This window comes from Trabulsiella odontotermitis, assembly GCF_001297775.1.
GTDB classification, from domain to species: domain Bacteria; phylum Pseudomonadota; class Gammaproteobacteria; order Enterobacterales; family Enterobacteriaceae; genus Trabulsiella; species Trabulsiella odontotermitis.
On the sequence record NZ_LIFX01000004.1, the window covers coordinates 231,251 to 248,964 of the forward strand.

General features: G+C 54.3%; 20 protein-coding genes. 7 read left to right on the forward strand and 13 right to left on the reverse strand.

Annotation, left to right across the window (positions count from 1 at the left end; all coding sequences use genetic code 11):
* Window position 1: 1 nt before the first annotated feature.
* Complete coding sequence (locus AOY23_RS06730) at window positions 2-691, forward strand: hypothetical protein (protein WP_054178570.1); 690 nt, start codon at window positions 2-4, stop codon at window positions 689-691.
* Window positions 692-902: 211 nt separating this feature from the next.
* On the forward strand, window positions 903-1,094 hold the full coding sequence (locus AOY23_RS06735) for a hypothetical protein (RefSeq protein ID WP_054178569.1): 192 nt from the start codon (window positions 903-905) through the stop codon (window positions 1,092-1,094).
* A 43-nt stretch (window positions 1,095-1,137) separates the two neighbouring features.
* On the opposite strand, the gene AOY23_RS06740 is transcribed toward AOY23_RS06735, so the two are convergent.
* Both AOY23_RS06740 and AOY23_RS06745 read right to left on the reverse strand, forming a co-directional pair.
* Window positions 1,138-2,031, reverse strand: coding sequence for a PhzF family isomerase (locus AOY23_RS06740; protein WP_054178568.1), 894 nt, complete (start codon window positions 2,029-2,031; stop codon window positions 1,138-1,140).
* A gap of 34 nt (window positions 2,032-2,065) precedes the next feature.
* A complete protein-coding gene (locus AOY23_RS06745; protein WP_152958460.1) occupies window positions 2,066-2,305 on the reverse strand; it encodes a hypothetical protein in 240 nt (79 codons plus the stop codon).
* Window positions 2,306-2,653: 348 nt separating this feature from the next.
* Between AOY23_RS06745 and AOY23_RS06750 the strand changes: the two genes are divergently transcribed.
* Window positions 2,654-2,923, forward strand: coding sequence for a DUF2534 family protein (locus tag AOY23_RS06750; RefSeq protein WP_054178566.1), 270 nt, complete (start codon window positions 2,654-2,656; stop codon window positions 2,921-2,923).
* Window positions 2,924-3,041: 118 nt separating this feature from the next.
* Here the strand turns inward: AOY23_RS06750 and AOY23_RS22510 are convergent, their stop codons facing one another.
* The 3 genes from AOY23_RS22510 to AOY23_RS06760 form a co-directional block, all read right to left on the reverse strand.
* Window positions 3,042-3,143, reverse strand: a complete 102-nt coding sequence (locus AOY23_RS22510; RefSeq protein ID WP_038154422.1) for a YoaK family small membrane protein — start codon at window positions 3,141-3,143, stop codon at window positions 3,042-3,044.
* Window positions 3,144-3,186: 43 nt separating this feature from the next.
* Complete coding sequence (locus AOY23_RS06755) at window positions 3,187-4,218, reverse strand: sensor domain-containing diguanylate cyclase (RefSeq protein WP_054178565.1); 1,032 nt, start codon at window positions 4,216-4,218, stop codon at window positions 3,187-3,189.
* Between the two features lie 349 nt (window positions 4,219-4,567).
* Complete coding sequence (locus AOY23_RS06760; RefSeq protein WP_054178564.1) at window positions 4,568-4,915, reverse strand: DUF488 domain-containing protein; 348 nt, start codon at window positions 4,913-4,915, stop codon at window positions 4,568-4,570.
* A gap of 101 nt (window positions 4,916-5,016) precedes the next feature.
* Between AOY23_RS06760 and AOY23_RS06765 the strand changes: the two genes are divergently transcribed.
* Entirely contained in the window at window positions 5,017-5,724 is a 708-nt protein-coding gene (locus tag AOY23_RS06765) for a CTP synthase C-terminal region-related (seleno)protein (RefSeq protein WP_054178563.1), read from the forward strand.
* Window positions 5,725-5,766: 42 nt separating this feature from the next.
* Here AOY23_RS06765 and AOY23_RS06770 read toward each other — a convergent pair whose 3' ends face one another.
* Entirely contained in the window at window positions 5,767-6,951 is a 1,185-nt protein-coding gene (locus tag AOY23_RS06770; protein WP_054178562.1) for a CynX/NimT family MFS transporter, read from the reverse strand.
* Window positions 6,952-7,047: 96 nt separating this feature from the next.
* Here AOY23_RS06770 and AOY23_RS06775 point away from each other — a divergent pair, with 96 nt between their 5' ends.
* Window positions 7,048-7,824: an AraC family transcriptional regulator gene (locus AOY23_RS06775; RefSeq protein WP_161804014.1), complete on the forward strand. Its 777-nt coding sequence runs from the start codon at window positions 7,048-7,050 to the stop codon at window positions 7,822-7,824.
* Here AOY23_RS06775 and AOY23_RS06780 read toward each other — a convergent pair.
* The gene (locus AOY23_RS06780) at window positions 7,819-8,265 is read right to left on the reverse strand and encodes a DUF441 domain-containing protein (RefSeq protein ID WP_054178561.1); all 447 of its coding nucleotides are present in this window, start codon (window positions 8,263-8,265) and stop codon (window positions 7,819-7,821) included. The genes AOY23_RS06775 and AOY23_RS06780 overlap by 6 nt on opposite strands.
* A gap of 204 nt (window positions 8,266-8,469) precedes the next feature.
* Between AOY23_RS06780 and yoaI the strand changes: the two genes are divergently transcribed.
* Complete coding sequence (gene yoaI / locus AOY23_RS22975; protein ID WP_235501648.1) at window positions 8,470-8,577, forward strand: small membrane protein YoaI; 108 nt, start codon at window positions 8,470-8,472, stop codon at window positions 8,575-8,577.
* Here yoaI and AOY23_RS06785 read toward each other — a convergent pair.
* From AOY23_RS06785 to yeaG, 3 genes are all read right to left on the reverse strand, one after another.
* Window positions 8,574-9,056, reverse strand: coding sequence for a YbaK/prolyl-tRNA synthetase associated domain-containing protein (locus tag AOY23_RS06785; RefSeq protein WP_407830001.1), 483 nt, complete (start codon window positions 9,054-9,056; stop codon window positions 8,574-8,576). The two genes, yoaI and AOY23_RS06785, sit on opposite strands and share 4 nt — an antisense overlap.
* A gap of 120 nt (window positions 9,057-9,176) precedes the next feature.
* Complete coding sequence (locus AOY23_RS06790; RefSeq protein ID WP_054178559.1) at window positions 9,177-10,454, reverse strand: YeaH/YhbH family protein; 1,278 nt, start codon at window positions 10,452-10,454, stop codon at window positions 9,177-9,179.
* 128 nt (window positions 10,455-10,582) lie between these two features.
* Window positions 10,583-12,517 (reverse strand): protein kinase YeaG, encoded by a 1,935-nt coding sequence (gene yeaG, locus AOY23_RS06795; protein WP_054178558.1) that lies wholly within the window; start codon window positions 12,515-12,517, stop codon window positions 10,583-10,585.
* A gap of 436 nt (window positions 12,518-12,953) precedes the next feature.
* Here yeaG and AOY23_RS06800 point away from each other — a divergent pair, with 436 nt between their 5' ends.
* Entirely contained in the window at window positions 12,954-13,700 is a 747-nt protein-coding gene (locus AOY23_RS06800) for a MipA/OmpV family protein (protein WP_054178557.1), read from the forward strand.
* Between the two features lie 74 nt (window positions 13,701-13,774).
* On the opposite strand, the gene AOY23_RS06805 is transcribed toward AOY23_RS06800, so the two are convergent.
* The 3 genes from AOY23_RS06805 to AOY23_RS06815 form a co-directional block, all read right to left on the reverse strand.
* The gene (locus AOY23_RS06805) at window positions 13,775-14,683 is read right to left on the reverse strand and encodes a transporter (RefSeq protein ID WP_054178556.1); all 909 of its coding nucleotides are present in this window, start codon (window positions 14,681-14,683) and stop codon (window positions 13,775-13,777) included.
* Window positions 14,684-14,749: 66 nt separating this feature from the next.
* Entirely contained in the window at window positions 14,750-16,192 is a 1,443-nt protein-coding gene (locus AOY23_RS06810) for a DUF1254 domain-containing protein (RefSeq protein WP_054178555.1), read from the reverse strand.
* 10 nt (window positions 16,193-16,202) lie between these two features.
* The gene (locus AOY23_RS06815; RefSeq protein ID WP_054178554.1) at window positions 16,203-17,555 is read right to left on the reverse strand and encodes a DUF1214 domain-containing protein; all 1,353 of its coding nucleotides are present in this window, start codon (window positions 17,553-17,555) and stop codon (window positions 16,203-16,205) included.
* Window positions 17,556-17,714 lie beyond the last annotated feature (159 nt).

Genomic DNA, 17,714 nt, shown 5'->3' on the forward strand with positions numbered 1-17,714 from the left:
AATGAACGCTGCTGAACTGAACGCGCTCTATCGCGCGACAACGGAACGGACTTTAGCTGTCTGGCAGAACCTGCGCGGTAGCGAGCTGGTGGAGCAGGGCAATGCGTATGATCCACATAAGCTCGCCATCGGCGCGGGGATCCAGCCGGTGATGAGCGCGGAAATACGCACGCTGCTGCAGGCGCTGGCGGACATCACCCGCGATGATCCGCTGGCTGACGTCATGCCGGAAGCGGCTTTCCATTTCACTTTCCTGCCGATCACGTTACCCCTCTGGACTATCGATGAGCCCTTACCCGCAAAAACAGAAGCGTTACGCCAGCTCTGGGCGTCCTGTCAGGGCGCGACAGTGATTGTCAGCGATCTCAGGCTGGTGGCACTGCCCGGCCAGTTATTACTGGCGGGTATTCCTGATGCGCGATCCGTTGCCCTGCGTCAGCAGTTTTGCGCGCAGCTTTTAGCCTCTCCATGGGAAAACGAATTACGCTTACGCCATGCCAGCACGCCGCTACCTGCGCCGTTCTGGCACAGCACGTTGTTACGCTACCGGGCGCAATGTCTGCCTGAGCAGTTACAGCAGTTTTTCCTTGAGCGTCAGGCGTGCCGTTACGGTGACGTCTCTGGTGCGTTGACGCTGACAAAGGCAATCTACAACTGGGCGGTAGCTTATCCATTAGGGTACTGCGGATAAAAGTGTAAATTAGTAAATACGATAATTATCTGAATAACGAATACGGGAAATACCGTGCATTCGTTATTCTCATTTCACTTTTATCAGAATAAATATCAAATATAATGCAAGTCGATAAATATTAAATTCACCATGCCTTTAATTTTTTGATTGAAAGTCGTAAATCAATTGTTATATTAATGATGGCTATTGTTAATGCAGGGATATAAGAATGAAAAAGAAAATCATTCAACGGCGAATTAATAGAAATCAATACGTTAATCCTGAACATATCGTCAAGATTGACTGGCTTAGCCACGATGAAGTATTTGTCATCCAGATTGTGACAGGAGAACGGATCACGCTGGATAAACAAGAGTCTCATGATTTAATGGATTATTTCGATTTTAAAAATCCATTATGATCGTTGGCCGCGGCAGCGGCCTTTTTTCATTTATTTGCTGGTGTTACAGGTTAATTGCCAGCGCTGCGTGAAATAAAATAACTGCCCTTCCTGAAATTGTCACTTTTTCCGGCTGGTTATTGTCAATGGTGACGGTAATATCCACCACGCCGCTGCGACCTATCGCGCGACCCTGATGACCACGGATGCGAAGCTGTTTGCCGTCATGGGCCATCAGACCGTGATGCACCAGCCACGCGCCCATCGGGCCGTTGGCATTACCGGTGACCGGATCTTCGGCGATGCCGATCGCCGGAGAAAACATCCTGCCGTCGGTTTCTGCTTTACCGGGGCGGATGAGAAACGGGAAAAAGCCGTTACAACCGATGCGCTGGCTGACAGCCGACAGTGCCGGAAGGTCAGGATCGAGCGCATCGATATCCACGTCAGGCTTCAGCGGCACCATCACTTTGGAGTGGCCCGTAGAAGCCACCTGAACCGGCAGCCCTGGCAGGATATCGTTTTCATCAAGCCCCAGCGCGGTAAGGATCGCCGCGCGGTTTTCCCCCTCCAGCGGCGGCTCAAACGTCGGTGCGCCCTGTTCCAGAACGACACGCAGGTCATCCCCCTCAGAGAGAATATCCACCCGATGGCGACCCGCCAGCGACGTCTGCCAGACGGTGCAGTCCCGTAATCCGAGCACTTTCGAGCGCACATAATGCGCCGCGACAGTGGCATGACCGCAAATCGGTACTTCCACCGTGGGAGTGAAGTAGCGAATGCGGACATCGCTGTCATCGCTTTTTAACAGAAAAGCGGTTTCCGAATGACGCAGTTCACGGGCAATGAGCTGCATCTGCGCTTCGCTGAGTCCGTCGGCGTTCAGCACAACGCCAGCAGAATTGCCACGAAACGGTTCGGTGGTAAAAGCATCAACGTGATAGATCTGCGGCGTCATTTTTTCTCCGTGACGTTTGAAGGTGATAAGGAAATCAGACGCCACGTATCTGCGTGTTATAGCGAATGGCGGCCATGGTTGCTGTCATGCTACTGCAAAACAGACGGTTATACGCCAGATTCCAGTAGTTGTTGCGGTGCACAAACACCATGAATTTTTCGGTACCGCAGCAGGGCACGACACAATAACAGGGCGATGTCTGTTCGCTGGGCGGGAGCCCTTCGCCATAGGAAGAAAAAAGAATGCGGGTTTCTGCGAGAGTAAGCTGATCCATATTGATACTGTCCATTTCCGGGGGCTGATAACGCAAAATTCAGTCCCCAACCATAGCGCATTGACGTACTTTTAGCGAGGGTAACGCGCGGTTTCACACATATGCAGTGTGCGGGAGGCAAAAAAAACCTGCCACAGGAACGTGGCAGGGAAACTAAGAATATTTACATCGAATGTCGGAAAAGAGTATTGATCATTTGTATGACAAATAAAAGATAAATTTACGTTTAGCGCTTTGCACTTTGTGCCAGTCAGGGGCGATGTAACATTAAACCTTCAAAATGTTTTTCATTAGTGTTACAACTAGCCGCGAGCACGAGCGTCGCCTGTCGAAGAGGAGGGAAGCGCGATGATTCTGGAAAGGCTGAAGAGTAAGAACGGCAAGAAGTTTATCGCTGTTGTGGTGATTGCGTTTATTGCCGCGGTGGCTGTTGTCGGGAGGGCAACCTTCGGGGGCGTGGTCAGAGAGTACAATCTGCCGTATTCCGAATGGACAACCGGCATGTTTGTGCTGCAGGGCGCCATGGTCTGCATTTACAGCATCGTCTTTACGATCCTGATTTCCATTCCTTTCGGGTTTATCCTGCTGGGTAGTGACAGTGCGAAAGAGAAGTCATGATGCAGAAGGCGACGGCATAACCGAGCGCCTTCACGCAGCATGCATTACCACCAGCCCAGTTGTGTTCCGGCAACCGCGACGACAGCAATCACAATCATGATCAGCGTGGTTTTACGCATCACGCGCCTCCGGGAGCGGCATAGCCGCCAACAAAAAACCAGGTCAGAAACACAACGGCGGCGATGAAAATCGCCACCGGAAACAGTACGCCTAATTTCATCGTCGTTCCTTATTAATAAAACGCGCTTATCATACCCGAAGCGTCACTCTATGGTGCTGAAAAAGAGCGTCTGACGACGACTTTTTTTATCCAGATACATGGCGTCGTCCGCTGCGCGCAGCGCAGTTTCGGCATCAGTCGTTGCGGGGTCAACGGCGACCAGACCGATGCTGGCGCCAGGATAGGTAAACGTCACGCCGGGAAGCACGTACTCGCCACGCGTATGCGCGCGCAGTGCTTCGCATTTTTCCTGCAACCGCTCGCCGGTCAGCGGACCGTCAGTTTTACTGATGCTGGCGAACAGGAATTCATCACCGCCAAGCCGCGCCACAATGTCATCACCGGTTCTGACCGCCGCCAGACGCGCAGCAACCTGACAGAGAAATTCATCCCCCGCCTGATGGCCGTAACGGTCATTAATGGCTTTAAAGTTATCGAGATCGATAAACGCGACAATGACCTTGTGATTCATATGACTGGCGATGGAAAACAGCGTCGGCAGATGATCAAACAATGCGCGACGATTCGGCAACCCGGTCAGTTCGTCGGTAAACGAGGAGGCTTTCAGCGCCGCATTGACCTCACGCAACTGCGCGACCAGTGACTCGCGCTCAATATGACGGGCAATCAGCCCGGCGAAAAGATGCAGAACATGTTCGCCACGCAGCGTGAAATCATGTTGCGTTTTACTGGTTGCGCACAGCGTACCGTACAGCGATCCGTCGTTCAGATGCACCGGGGTGCTGAATAACGTTTTGATGCCGAGCGCCCGCGCGGCATCGCAATCCTGCCAGCGGACATCTACTTCATCTGAATAAAAACAGTCATCCCGGATCGCCCGTCTGCAGAGCGTCTGCTCCCAGGGCAGCGTAAATCCTTCCGGGACCTGCATTTCACCGCTGTTACGCGCGAACTGAATATGCTGCAACTCGGCGCCCATGTCGATCCGGGTGAGATAGGTGGTTTCCATATCAGTCACCATCGCCAGCATCTCCAGTAGCTGACGGACAAGGCCTTCCAGTGACTGTTCTCTGGAGAGACTATGTGAAACCTGGGCAAGAATAATATCGGACATTACCGCGACGACTCCCGCATGCTGGTCCTGACCAACACGCGCATTGCTGAAAATTTAGACGACTCTTATATAGTAAATCATGAAAACAGCAAATTTCATATATTCACGGCGCGCGACAAAAAAAAGGCCCCGTCGGGGGAGACGGGGCAAAACTCATTGATTATGGAATGATGTGTTCTCTGGTCATTCGAGAACAGGGAGAGCGTACGTGGCAAAAGTGCAGGTAAAATGAAGAAATCATGAAGATTAGCGGGGTGAAAACGCGCGAGGCCAGTAAATTCGCGAGTTTACTGCTATACAGACCCGATCGGATTTATCCTAAATTAAGAGAAGTGCCGCTGCTGCCTGTTTACCGGAGATGTTCCAGCCACTCCGCCAGCACCTGCGCGTGGTTTTGCCGGGTATTTTTGGCGGCGTAGAGCAGCGTCAGTCCTTTCTCGTCAGCCATTTTCGCCAGCCGTTTGCCTTCCTCGCGCTGCGCATCTAACTCTTTGCGGTAGTGCTGGCTGAAACTGGCGAAGTCGATCACCTCGCCGTGAAACGCTTTACGCAGCTCCGCCGACGGAGCAAGGGTTTTGCACCATTCATCCTGCACCAGACTTTCCTTTTTCACCCCACGCGGCCATAACCGGTCAACCAGCACGCGGTAACCGTCGCTGGCCTCTGGTGCATCATAAACGCGCTTACACTGGATCATCTTTCATCTCCCGGATTCGTGCATACCAGGATAGTCCATCCGTCGCAGATATGACAGTATTACGCCTGCGTCCAAAAACTGTCAGGCATAAGGATCCCTTTATGGAACAAACCGCGCTCAATTCCGTACTTCGCATTGCCCTGGTGGGCGACCACAGCGACACCGTACTCGCGCATCAGGCCATTCCGCTGGCGATCGATGATGCAGCCGCCGTGCTGGACATCGTTGTTCAGTATGACTGGCTGAATACGCCAGCGATAACCTCGGCGGACGACCTCGCTGATTACGATGCGATTTGGGTGGTGCCGGGCAGTCCCTATAAAAACGCAGAAGGCGCGTTTACCGCGATTCGCTATGCGCGCGAGAACAGCATTCCGTTTCTTGGCACCTGCGGCGGTTTTCAGCACGCCATTATCGAGTATGCCCGTAATGTGATGGGGTGGGTGGACGCTGCGCATGCAGAGACTGACAGCAGCGGACGGATGGTGATTGACGCGCTGGCCTGCTCGCTGGTGGAGAAAACCGATGCCATCGAGCTGCGCAGCAATACGCTCGTTCACCGTGCCTATGGCCGCGATGTCATTCAGGAAGGGTATCACTGCAATTACGGGATCGCCCCGGCGTTTGCCCGCGAGCTGGAGCATCAGCCGCTGCGGGTGACCGGCTGGGATGAAGAGGGCGATATTCGGGTAGTTGAACTGACCACGCATCCGTTCTTTGTGGCGACGCTGTTTCAGCATGAACGTAATGCGCTGGAAGGGCACCCGGCACCACTGGTACAGGCGTTTCTGCACGCTGCCGCGCAATAATCCAGGCTGCCCGGCGAACGCTGTCGCCGGGCAGGTACTGTGTTATGCGTGAATTTCCCGATCACGCCCCGCGCAGGCGCCGAAGCAGGCCATGATGATGGCAAGCAGCGCCACGGCAATCAGTGGAATATGCCAGTCGCCACTGGCGTCATGAATTTTCCCCATCACCGGCGGACCGCAGGCCGCCAGCAGATACCCCACTGCCTGCGCCATTCCGGAAAGCGCCGCCGCCTGATGCGCTGAACTGGCGCGTAAACCGATAAACGTCAGGCCGAGGATCATCGTCGCCCCTGAACCGAAGCCGAAAATCAGCGTCCACAAGATGGCCTGATCCGGCAGCAGCCAGTAACCGGCCGCGCTGACGGCGCACATCAGTGAAACCAGTACCGCGATGCCACGCTGGTCGCGTAACTTATGCAGGATCAGCGGAATGGCAAGCCCCGGGGCGGCAGTCGCTAACTGCAACAGCCCGTGCAGGGAACCGGCCTGCGATTCACTGTAGCCGTGGCTGATGAGAATAGCCGGTAGCCAGCCGATAATCACGTAATAGACCAGCGAATTCAGGCCAAGAAACAGCGTCACCTGCCAGGCCAGCGCCGAGCGCCAGATGCCGCGATCATGCAGCGAACGTGAGCCGGTGACAGCAGAAGCCTGGTGATTGCGCCACTGCGGCAGCCAGAACAGCAATGCCAGCAGCGGGAAAAACATCAGCATCAGCAGCGCGCCGCGCCAGCCGAAGCCGTGCAGCGCCAGCGGGACGACCAGCGCGGAGCCGAGCGCTGCCGCGCCGCCCATCGTCAGGGAATAGGCGCCGGTGAGCCGGGCGACGTGCTGCGAAAAATCACGCTTGATGAGGCCCGGCAACAATACGTTACCGAGCGCAATGCCACAGCCGATGATCGCCGTACCAACAAACAGCAGCACAGGCGAGGGTAATGACCGCACCGCGATCCCTGCGCAAATCAACAACAGGGCAGCGAACAGGCTGCGCTCAATGCCGACGCGCCGGGCGATGCCTGCCGCCAGCGGTGAAACCAGACCGAACGCCAGCAGCGGCAGGGTGGTCAGCAATCCGGTCTGGGCGGTTGTCAGGCCGTATTCTGCGCGAATACTGTCCAGCAGTGGCGCCGCACCGGTAAACGTCACGCGCAGCGTCGTGGCAATCAGCAGCATTCCGGCGATAAGCAGCAGAGTATGGCGGCCGGAGGGAGTAACAGAAACAGACATAATATTCTCAGTATCGAAAACGTGACGACACGATAGCGGTTTTCGCCTGTGATTAAATCAAGCTAAAATGACAGATTATCGCTAAATTCGGACAAGATGATGTACGGACTGGGACTGGATGGTTACGCTCCCGACAGCCAGCACGATGCGGCGGTGGCCTTTCGCATTCGCGTCGTCGAGGACGAGCAGTTCATTCCACGCCACCAGCACCGCAAAGGGCAACTGATCCTCGCGCTGCACGGCGCGCTGACCTGTGAAGTGGACAACGCCATGTGGATGGTGCCGCCGCAATATGCCGTGTGGGTCCCCGGTCAGGTGCCGCACAGTAATCGGGCGACGCCTGGCGCGCGGATCTGCTTTTTGTTTATCGAACCCGGCGCGGCAGAAATGCCTGATCATTGCTGTACGCTGAAAATCTCACCGCTGGTGCGGGAGCTTATTCTCACGCTGTCAGAACGTACCGGCGCAGAAACCGGGCGGCTGGTGCAGGTGCTGTTTGATGAACTTCCGCAGCAACCGCAACAGCACTTGCAGTTGCCGGTTTCGCCGCACCCGAAAATTCGTGAGATGACCGAGACCATGGCAAAGGCGCCGGATCGCTGGCAAACCTTAGGCCAGTGGGCGAGTCATTTCGCCATGAGCGAACGAAACCTTGCCCGACTGGTGGTGAAGGAGACCGGACTCAGTTTTCTGCGCTGGCGTCACCGCCTGCAGCTTATTCTGGCACTACAACTGTTGATTCGCGGTCAGGCTGTGCAGCAAGTGGCGCACGCGCTGGGCTACGACTCAACCACCGCGTTTATCACAATGTTCAAAAAAGTGCTCGGTAAGACGCCGAAAGCCTATATTGCAGAGCTGGGTCCTGGCTTATGATTTTCCGAGGATCAGCGACACCAGACCGGCGGCAATCAGCGGCCCGACCGGCACACCGCGGAAGAGTGCCACGCCCAGAACTGTACCCACCAGCAAACCGGCCACCAGTTGCGGCTGCACGCTCATCAGTGCAACGCCACGACCACCCAGCCACGAGACCAGCACGCCGATAGCGATCGCCACCAGCGACTTCCAGTTAACAAACGAGTGCAGCAACGTTGAGGGCGGCAGCGAGCCGCTGGCGATAGGCGCCATGACGCCGATAGTCAGAATGATGATCCCAAGGGAGAGCCCCTGTTTCTCAATCCACGGAAAAAAAGTGTTGAGGGGCGTCACGCGGACGATGATCAGCACCAGAATAGACACGGCAACCGTGGTGTTGTGGCTGATAAATCCCAGTGCGGCGAGTCCCAGAAGAATCATTAATGTGGCGTCAAACATGCGAAAATCCCTGCAATATAAACATTAGCCCGCTTACTTTACGCGCAAACGGGCCACCCGACAGTGATTTTTCGCAGTGTTGCTGCGGTTTGGGCAAATGCACGTGGCATCACAGGACGGAAAAAAATTACTGGTCTGTGTCATCAAATTGACATTATATTGTGTAAGGATTTCCTAAAAGGCAGGCTGTACGAGGTAAATACCGTGAACGATCCGATGTGGGTTGAAACGATGATCATCACCGCCAGTTTCCTGGCGATCATGATGACCCTTGTTATGTCAGTGCTGTGGCTGGAGCGATACGAAGGCTAGTGACTGCTGTCGCGACGAAAATCCACCAGTTCAGGGCGAGCGATTCGCAGGTAGTCGCTTGTGTTCAGAATAATTGACTTTTCCAGCAAGCCTGCGTTAAACGCGATTTCATCAAAACGCGAGAACAGCAGCGGATCGGCCACCAGTTTCAGTGACGGATGAAAACTGAAAGGGGGGATTGCGCCAAATTCGCATGCCGTCAGCGCGTCCACTTCCACCGGACTTGCCAGCGACGCTTTCAGCCCACCCAGATGTTGCGCCAGTCGCGCCAGGTCAGCCTGCTGATCGGCTGCCAGAATCGCCAGCACGTGCTGATTTACGCCGTTTCCTTTCACCTTACACACCAGCGCTTTAGCGCCCTGGCCTAACGCGGTTCCGCGGATCTCCGAAACAGCTTCACACTTCCCGACGGCCTCATGCGCCACTACGCGAAATTGCGCGTGGCCGTTTTGCAGTAAATCGAGGATTTGCTGATGGATGTTGCGATCTTCAAGCTCTGTCACCTGTTTCTCCTTGATAACCATATCATCGGAATACTTTACTGCAGGTGGAGAGGGGGAACAACATCGCTGCCCTGGGGAAAGGCAGCGATGAAGGCGTTATTTTTCAGCACCCTGTTTCTGGAACAGTTCCCGGAAGACGGGGTAGATATCGTCCTGATCGCGGATGTGCTGCATGGCAAAGTTTTCGAACGTCGCCTGCAGGTGTTCATACTCCCGCCACAGCGTCTGATGCGCCCGGCGGGTGATTTCGATGTAACTGTAATACCGCACCACCGGCAGCAGTTTTTTCGCCAGAATTTCATGGCACAGCGGGGAGTCATCCGCCCAGTTGTCGCCATCCGACGCCTGAGCCGCATAGATGTTCCACTGTGCCGGGTCGTAGCGCTCTTTCACCACATCATCCATCAGCTTCAGGGCGCTGGAGACAATCGTCCCGCCGGTTTCCTGCGAGTAGAAGAACTCATGTTCGTCCACCTCTTTGGCCTGGGTGTGGTGGCGGATATAAACAACGTCAACGTTTTTATAGGTCCGGCTCAGGAACAGATAGAGCAGGATATAAAACCGTTTCGCCATATCCTTGGTGGCCTGATCCATCGAACCGGAGACGTCCATCAGGCAAAACATCACCGCCTGACTCGACGGTTCCGGGCGTTTCTCGTAGTTCTTGTAACGCAGGTCAAAGGTGTCGATAAACGGCACGCGTTCGATTTTCGCGCGCAGCTCGGCGATCTCTTTGCGCAGGCGCTCCTCCTCAAGCAGTTGCGCGGGCTCGCTGTGGCTGACGACATCAAGACTTGCTTCCAGTTCGCGCAGCTCACGACGTTTACCGGCGGTCATCGCGGTGCGACGCGCCAGCGAGTTCTGCAACGAGCGCACCACGCTGATGTTGGCGGGCACACCGTTGGAGGTGAACCCGGCGCGGTGCGTTTTGAACTCATTCAGTTGTTGCTGCTGGTTTTTCTTCAGGTTCGGCAGCGCCAGATCTTCGAACAGCAAATCCAGGTATTCATCTTTCGAAATCTGAAAGACAAACTCATCCTGACCTTCCCCGTCAGGGCTGGCCTGGCCCTGGCCGCCGCCGGAACCGCCACCGCCGCCCTGCGGACGTTCGATGCGGTCGTTCTGGACAAAATGGTCGTTGCCGGGATGCACGCGATGGCGCAGCCCGCCGCGACCCTGATGAAACATCGGCTCGTTAATATCATCCGTCGGAATGGAAACGGACTCGCCGCTGTCGATGTCAGTCACTGACCGTTTGTTGATGGCCTCTGAAATCGACTGCTTGATTTGCGCTTTGTAACGGCGCAGGAAGCGCTGGCGGTTCACCGCGCTTTTGTTTTTACCGTTCAGGCGCCGGTCAATAAACCAGGTCATAGGCCCCCCGTACTGCTTTTGCCAACCTTACGCAGCCTGGTAATGCCGGATGGCGCTTCGCTTATCCGGCCTACCGGTGGTTGTAATTGTGTAAACCCGGACAGCACAAGTGCCGCCGGGCATTACTGTTATGACGATTTACGTACGCGGAGATACCATTCGCACAGCAGACGCACCTGCTTACGGGTATAGCCTTTCTCCATCATCCGGTCGACGAAATCATCGTGCTTTTTCTGCTCGTCGGTTGAGGTTTTGGCGTTGAACGAAATGACCGGCAACAGCTCTTCGGTATTCGAAAACATTTTCTTCTCAATAACCGTGCGGAGCTTCTCGTAGCTGGTCCAGTTCGGATTACGGCCATTGTTATTCGCTCTGGCACGCAGTACAAAGTTGACGATTTCATTACGGAAGTCTTTCGGGTTGCTGATCCCGGCAGGCTTCTCGATTTTCTCCAGTTCCGCGTTCAGGGATTCACGGTCAAATAGCTGGCCGGTATCCGGGTCACGGTATTCCTGATCCTGGATCCAGAAGTCAGCGTAGGTGACATAACGGTCAAAAATGTTCTGCCCGTACTCTGAGTAGGATTCCAGGTAGGCGGTCTGGATCTCTTTGCCGATAAACTCGGCGTATTTCGGGATCAGATAGCCTTTGAGGAATTCGAGATAACGTTCCGCCTGCTCCTGCGGGAACTGCTCGCGCTCAATCTGCTGCTCCAGCACGTAAAACAGATGCACCGGGTTTGCCGCCACTTCCGCATGATCGAAGTTAAAGACGCGGGAGAGAATTTTAAAGGCGAAACGCGTCGACAGCCCGTTCATGCCTTCATCCACCCCGGCGTAATCACGATACTCCTGATAAGACTTGGCTTTCGGGTCAGTGTCTTTCAGGCTTTCCCCGTCATAAACACGCATCTTCGAGTAGATGCTTGAATTTTCCGGCTCTTTCAGACGCGAAAGGATGGAGAAGCGCGACAGCGTTTCCAGCGTACCCGGCGCGCACGGCGCATGAGTCAGCTCACTGTGATTAAGCAGTTTCTCGTAGATTTTGATCTCTTCGGAAATCCGCAGGCAGTAAGGCACCTTGACGATGTACACACGGTCAAGGAACGCTTCGTTGTTTTTGTTGTTACGGAAAGTCACCCACTCAGATTCGTTCGAGTGCGCGAGAATAATCCCGTTAAACGGCAGGGCCGAGATGCCTTCCGTCCCGTTGTAGTTACCTTCCTGGGTCGCGGTCAGCAACGGATGGAGCACCTTAATAGGCGCTTTAAACATCTCGACGAATTCCATGATCCCCTGGTTGGAGCGGCACAGCGCGCCGGAGTAACCATAGGCATCCGGGTCATTCTGCGCATAGTGTTCCAGTTTACGGATGTCGACTTTACCGACCAGCGCAGAGATATCCTGGTTATTCTCATCGCCAGGTTCAGTCTTGGCGATGGCAATCTGTTCGAGAATAGACGGTCTGACTTTCACCACGCGGAATTTGGTGATGTCGCCGCCGAACTCATGCAGTCGTTTTGCCGCCCACGGCGACATGATGGTGCCGAGATAACGGCCAGGGATGCCGTATTCTTTATCCAGAATCTGCGCATCTTCCTGCGGGTTAAACAGACAGAACGGGTGATCATTGACCGGGCTGCGTTCACCGTTGGCGCTCAGCACATAAATCGGTACGCGCTGCATCAATGATTTCAGCCGCTCAGCAAGCGAGGATTTACCACCGCCCACCGGCCCCAGCAGGTAGAGGATCTGTTTCTTCTCCTCCAGCCCCTGAGCGGCGTGCTTCAGGTAAGACACAATTTGTTCGATGGCTTCTTCCATGCCATAGAACTCTTCAAACGCCGGGTAGCGTGCGATGACCCGGTTCGAAAAGAGACGGGATAGCCGTGGTTCCTGAGCAGTATCGACCATGACAGGCTCACCGATAGCCATCAATAGCCGTTCTGCCGCGTTGGCATAGGCACTGCGATCTTGCCGGCATACGGTAAGAAATTCCTGCAGTGTGAACTCTTCGTCCTTGGCAGCTTCATAGCGCTGGCGATAGTGATCGAATATATTCATGGCATGCCGTCCTTTCGTTTTTTAGCACAGGTTATAAGAGCCGTTCGTATGAATAATGGAGGCTCCCGGAAGAGGTAAGCACAACGCCGTTCACGGATGTACCAGCAACCCTTGTGCCAGGTTGCTGGTACGTCCAGCTAAACGTGCCCGGCAATTACACCTTCTGAAATTAAGCGTAGATGGCATTTGCGAAACTTGCATGGTGGCAAAAATTAATTTCAATGACATATCAATGACTCATCCAAAAATAGTTACTGGTTATTAACACGATATGGCCAGTGTTCATCTGTGGTTCATCGAACGGTCAAAAGAGTGTCATCTGAAAATGCCACTTTAGGCAGTTTTATGATCTAAATGAAAGTAAAAGAATTGAGCTCAGAAGGCCAGACGGTTACACTTTTTTGCCGCTTAGAATTAGACAACAGGATAATGGATTGTGACTAAACTAAAACTTTTAGCGCTGGGCGTTCTCATCGCGACGTCCGCCACCGCTGCGCAAGCTGAAGGAAAATTCACGCTGGGTGCAGGTGTTGGCGTCGTTGAGCACCCTTACAAACAATATGATGCCGATGTCTACCCGATTCCAGTGGTCACCTATGAAGGTGATAACTTCTGGTTCCGTGGCCTGGGTGGTGGATACTACCTGTGGAATGACACCAGCGACAAACTGTCAATCACCGCCTACTGGGCGCCGCAATATTTCAAACCGGGCGACAGCGACAATAACCAGATGCGTAAACTGGATCGTCGTCAGTCCACCATGATGGCCGGTCTTTCCTGGGTGCATAATACCGAATACGGTTTCCTGCGCACCACGCTCGCTGGCGATACGCTGGATAAGAGCAACGGTATCACCTGGGATCTGGCCTGGCTGTACCGCTACACCAACGGCGCGCTGACCCTGACGCCGGGCATTGGTGTTGAGTGGGCAAGCGACAACCAGAACGAATACTACTACGGCGTTTCGCAGCGTGAGTCGCGTAAGAGTGGCATGCGCAGCTATGACCCGGACAGCAGCTGGAACCCGTATCTGGAACTGTCGGCGAACTATAATTTCCTCGGCGACTGGAGCGTTTACGGTCTTGCCCGTTACACCCGTCTGTCTGATGAAATCACTGACAGCCCGATGGTCGATAAATCCTGGAGCGGTCTCATCTCTACCGGGATCACCTACTCCTTCTGATATTGCACATTTATTGTGCATTATGTGCATCAAAACAGGGCGCTTGCGCCCTGTTTGCTTTTTTATGGTGCAGGCTACCAGGCGTACTGCACCCGGAACGTCCAGTTATCCACGTCTGGCGTCGTGTAACTCCGATGATCCACCGTCTTTAACCACGACACCATGCCGCCAAAATGAGGTGTCAGCATAAAACCGACCGAGGCACCCAGCGATGTGCTTTGCTGCTGATTATTCTGCACATCGCTGTTAATCGTCGTTTCACCGCCACCCGCCCAGGTGCCGTCTGCCGACACCCACAGCGCCGGGGAGAAGGTATAGCTGATATGCCCCTCGGCGGCGTACTGTGGCCGTTGCGACAGCGTCTGATTACCGTGATAGTCAGTGTTGTCGGTATAGAACGTGGCCCAGGTATTCAGTTCAAACCAGAAGGGGCCAATCGGATAACCGCTTGCCAGCTCCGGGCGAAACGCCCAGCGATTAGCGCCAGTGTTGATAGTTTTATTCCTGTCATAACTGCCGGTGGGCACGGTTACCCAGAAGGCGGCGGTAACAAAAGGTTCCGGTGACCATCGCCGGAATTCCTCTTTACTCAGCGCCGGGCCGCCCGTCAGATTGTGAACAAACAGGATTTGTGTATCAGCGAGGTTGCTGGCGCCCTTTGAACCGGTCAGCCATTCGGCGTCATTCAATGATGCCGAGACACTGGCATACGGCTGGATAATCTGTATCGCCGACAATCGCCCGTCAATGGCGAACGTATGGGCATAACGCAGAACGAACAGGTCAGCATCGGTATTCACACCATCAAAAGGCAGCGGGGAGTTGACGGCAGTTGAGGCATTAATGTTGCTGTAATAGGCAAAAACCATGTCGAGATCGGTAGGCAGCGCCTGCCAGTCACGTGCGTTGTCCGCAAGCGCAAGCGGCGAAAACAACGCAGCAGAAAGCGTCAGCCAACGAAGGGCAGTCTGTTTACGGGTCATGATAGGTATTCCCAGTATCAGATAAACGATGGCGCTCTGGTAAGGTCGTTACCAGAGCGGGTAGATTTATGGTTTGGGCACGACGGCAGGCGGCTGCCAGCGGTGCTGCAAAATGTCCTGCTCAGGGCCATAGGCGCGGATCATCAATGAAAACGCCCCGTTCTGTGGTGTGGGAAGCCAGTTGGTCTCCCGGTCTTTGCCTGGCGAATCAGATTGCAGATAGAGGGTCAGCGAGCCATCGTCGTTATAGCGAAGGTCTTTGTTGCGGGTCCCCAGCGCATAACGGTTGATGCTGTTCTCAACAAAAAAGTGCTGCGGGTTATATACCGTCAGAGACCAGAACCCGGCAACCGGCGGCGTTTGCCCGGCGGGGAAGGTCAGGGTATAGCGCGATTTCCCGTCAAGCAGCGTGCCGTTTTTATCGAAGTCCTGTGCGAAATACTGCGTCTCCTCGGGCTTATTCACGAAAATAAACGCGCGGGCGGAGGCGGTACGAGTGAAGAAATCAAAACCAAACTTCGCACCGTTGATGTTGGCGCTCCAGTAATTACCGGCGGGTCTTCCGGCTAAATGAAACGCCAGTAGCGGCTGGGTGAGCTCGCGTTCGGCAGTTTGCGTTGCCTCATCCATCAGATGGCGGTAGCGCGGCGACTGATACAGTTCGAGCAACTGCTTCGCTTTAGCATACTGCGCCTCTTCACCTGCCAGTGGTTGTGCGTCCTTAAGCACTTCCGGCAGCAACTTCCAGAAGTTTTCCGGCGTTACCCAGCGGGTTTCGCCTTCCGTTTTCTGTTCGGCGGGGTATTGCCTGAGCGCACCCCAGTCACGCAGCTGCGGTTTGCCGGTATACTCCGCAAGCGGATAGAGGTTGATGCCGGAGATCAGCGCCTTCACCGCTGTTTTATCCTCAGGCGTATCGGCCTGGAACAGGCGTGGGATCAATACCGCGGTGTTGCTGGTGGCACGAAAGACTTTTGTGATCCCCGGCGGGACAGACCCTTGCCAGTCAGGCCCGACCAACAAGTAGAAACCCGGCCGGGTGTCATACTGTCTGCCGAGGCTGGCAAAGCTGTCGGTACGCAGGTCGACCGCCTGGAAAACCCAGAAGCGACTGCCGAAATCGGGGATTTGCACCACCATCGGGGATTTATCCAGCGCCAGCGCGGCAAAACCATACACCACATCCTGATTCGGGCATGCTACCTGGCGCTCATCGGGTTTGATGTAATCGTTCAGCATAGAGAGCGCGTTCGGTGGACCGACCGGAACAGTACCACCAAGCAGCCCCGCTTCGGGCAGATGGCTGAAGGCCAGACGGCGTTGGTAGATATTGATCATTGGCCAGGCCCACACCCAGGTATCTTTCACCGCCAGGTTAAGCCAGGCATCGCTGACATTCATGCTTTCTACTGTAGCGGCAGCGGCGGTCGTGCTGGTTGACGCGCTGGCGCTAAAGCCAGATGCCAGCACTACCATGCTCACTGCGAGTACTACCTGTTTTGTTTTCATGTGATCCCTCTCAGAACTGGTTTTCATCGACAGGCGTTACCGCCGGTGGAAAACGATCGCCTGCGGCAACGTCTGCTTCAGGGACATAAGCCCGGAAGGTGAAGGCGAACGGGTTGTTGGTCGCGGAAGGCAACCAGTTGCTTTCAGGGAAATGTTTCGGCGGGCGAGGGCCGATGACGATGTCCAGCGAACCATCGCTGCTCTTTTTCAGCCCGGAATAATTGTTGAAGTTGTAGCGTTTAAGCGGATTCGGGATGACCTGATAGTCAGGAATGCTGACCATAATGATGGACCAGAACGCTTTTGCCATCGTCTCCGGTAACGCGTTAGCCGGGAAATGCAGACGATAAAAGTGTTCACCGCTCAGCGCCTGGCCGTTGCTGTCTTTGGTGGCCAGGTAATAGACCGCTTCACCAGGGCTGTTCGCCCAGATCCCGAGCAGGTTAATGGCAGTACGCATGCGGTAGTCGGTGCCATAATGGCCGTTATAACCGCGACCCTCTTTATGCCCGCCAAGCCAGTTATTCTTCATGACGGCGATCCCGCTGTGCGCTTCCTGCATGAATGCCGGGATCACCCGCTCAGTCAGGGCATTGTCCGTCTGCTGGCGGTACTGGTTGCTGGCACGCACTTTCTGTGCAATATCGCGAACGCTTTGCTGCACTTCGGCGGCAACCGGTGTGTAATCAGGTGCGCTTTGCAGGATGGCGTCGGCGTTATCAAACAGCGTTACGCCCGGCAGTTTGCCATTGGTGAAGTCAGGAATCGCTGGCGGCGGTACGATATGAGGTGTTCCGCTGATGGTCAGGGTGACCGCCCGCTGCAGTTTCGTTGCCTCTTCAGGGGAGTTTTTCAGCTCAAAACGCCCCAGCAGTTTCGCTTTGTTGGTCGGCAAAATAACCGGAACCGCGCCTGCGGGCAATTTGACCTTGCTGTGAGCGGTAATTAACGCAAATACACCAGATGGATGATGTGGATAGACTCTGCTATTTATATTGGTAATATTATCTCCCCATTCATTTAATAATTGAATGGTGTAATAGCGATCTTTAATTTCCGGCACAGAGAGCAGTGCTGCTGAGTTATCATCAATTGCAATCCATGACTCAAGATAGGTAACATCAAAGTTTGGATTAACGAATGCGGTATCGCTGGCTAAATTATAATATTTAATTTTGTTATAATTCATGCCCGGCTCACGCAGATCGGTATTTTCCTGACGGATAATAAGCGCGCGCCCGAGTAAATAACTCCAGGCATTATAGAGCTGATTCTCGTCAGCCGGTGCTTCGGCTCGCGCCACTGAAGTCAGCGACATTGCGCCGATAAGTAGCGAGACAATAAATAATCGAATTGAATTCATACCCACTCCTTTGTAAGCCTACGTTATCTGCTGCGACACAATAATGTGAAGAACAGAAAGATATTGCTGCGGACAGGACATAAGGGAGAGACTGCGGATCCCATTTAATTACTATTACTGCTAATACTCTTTGGTAATCGATACCGAATAACGACATGT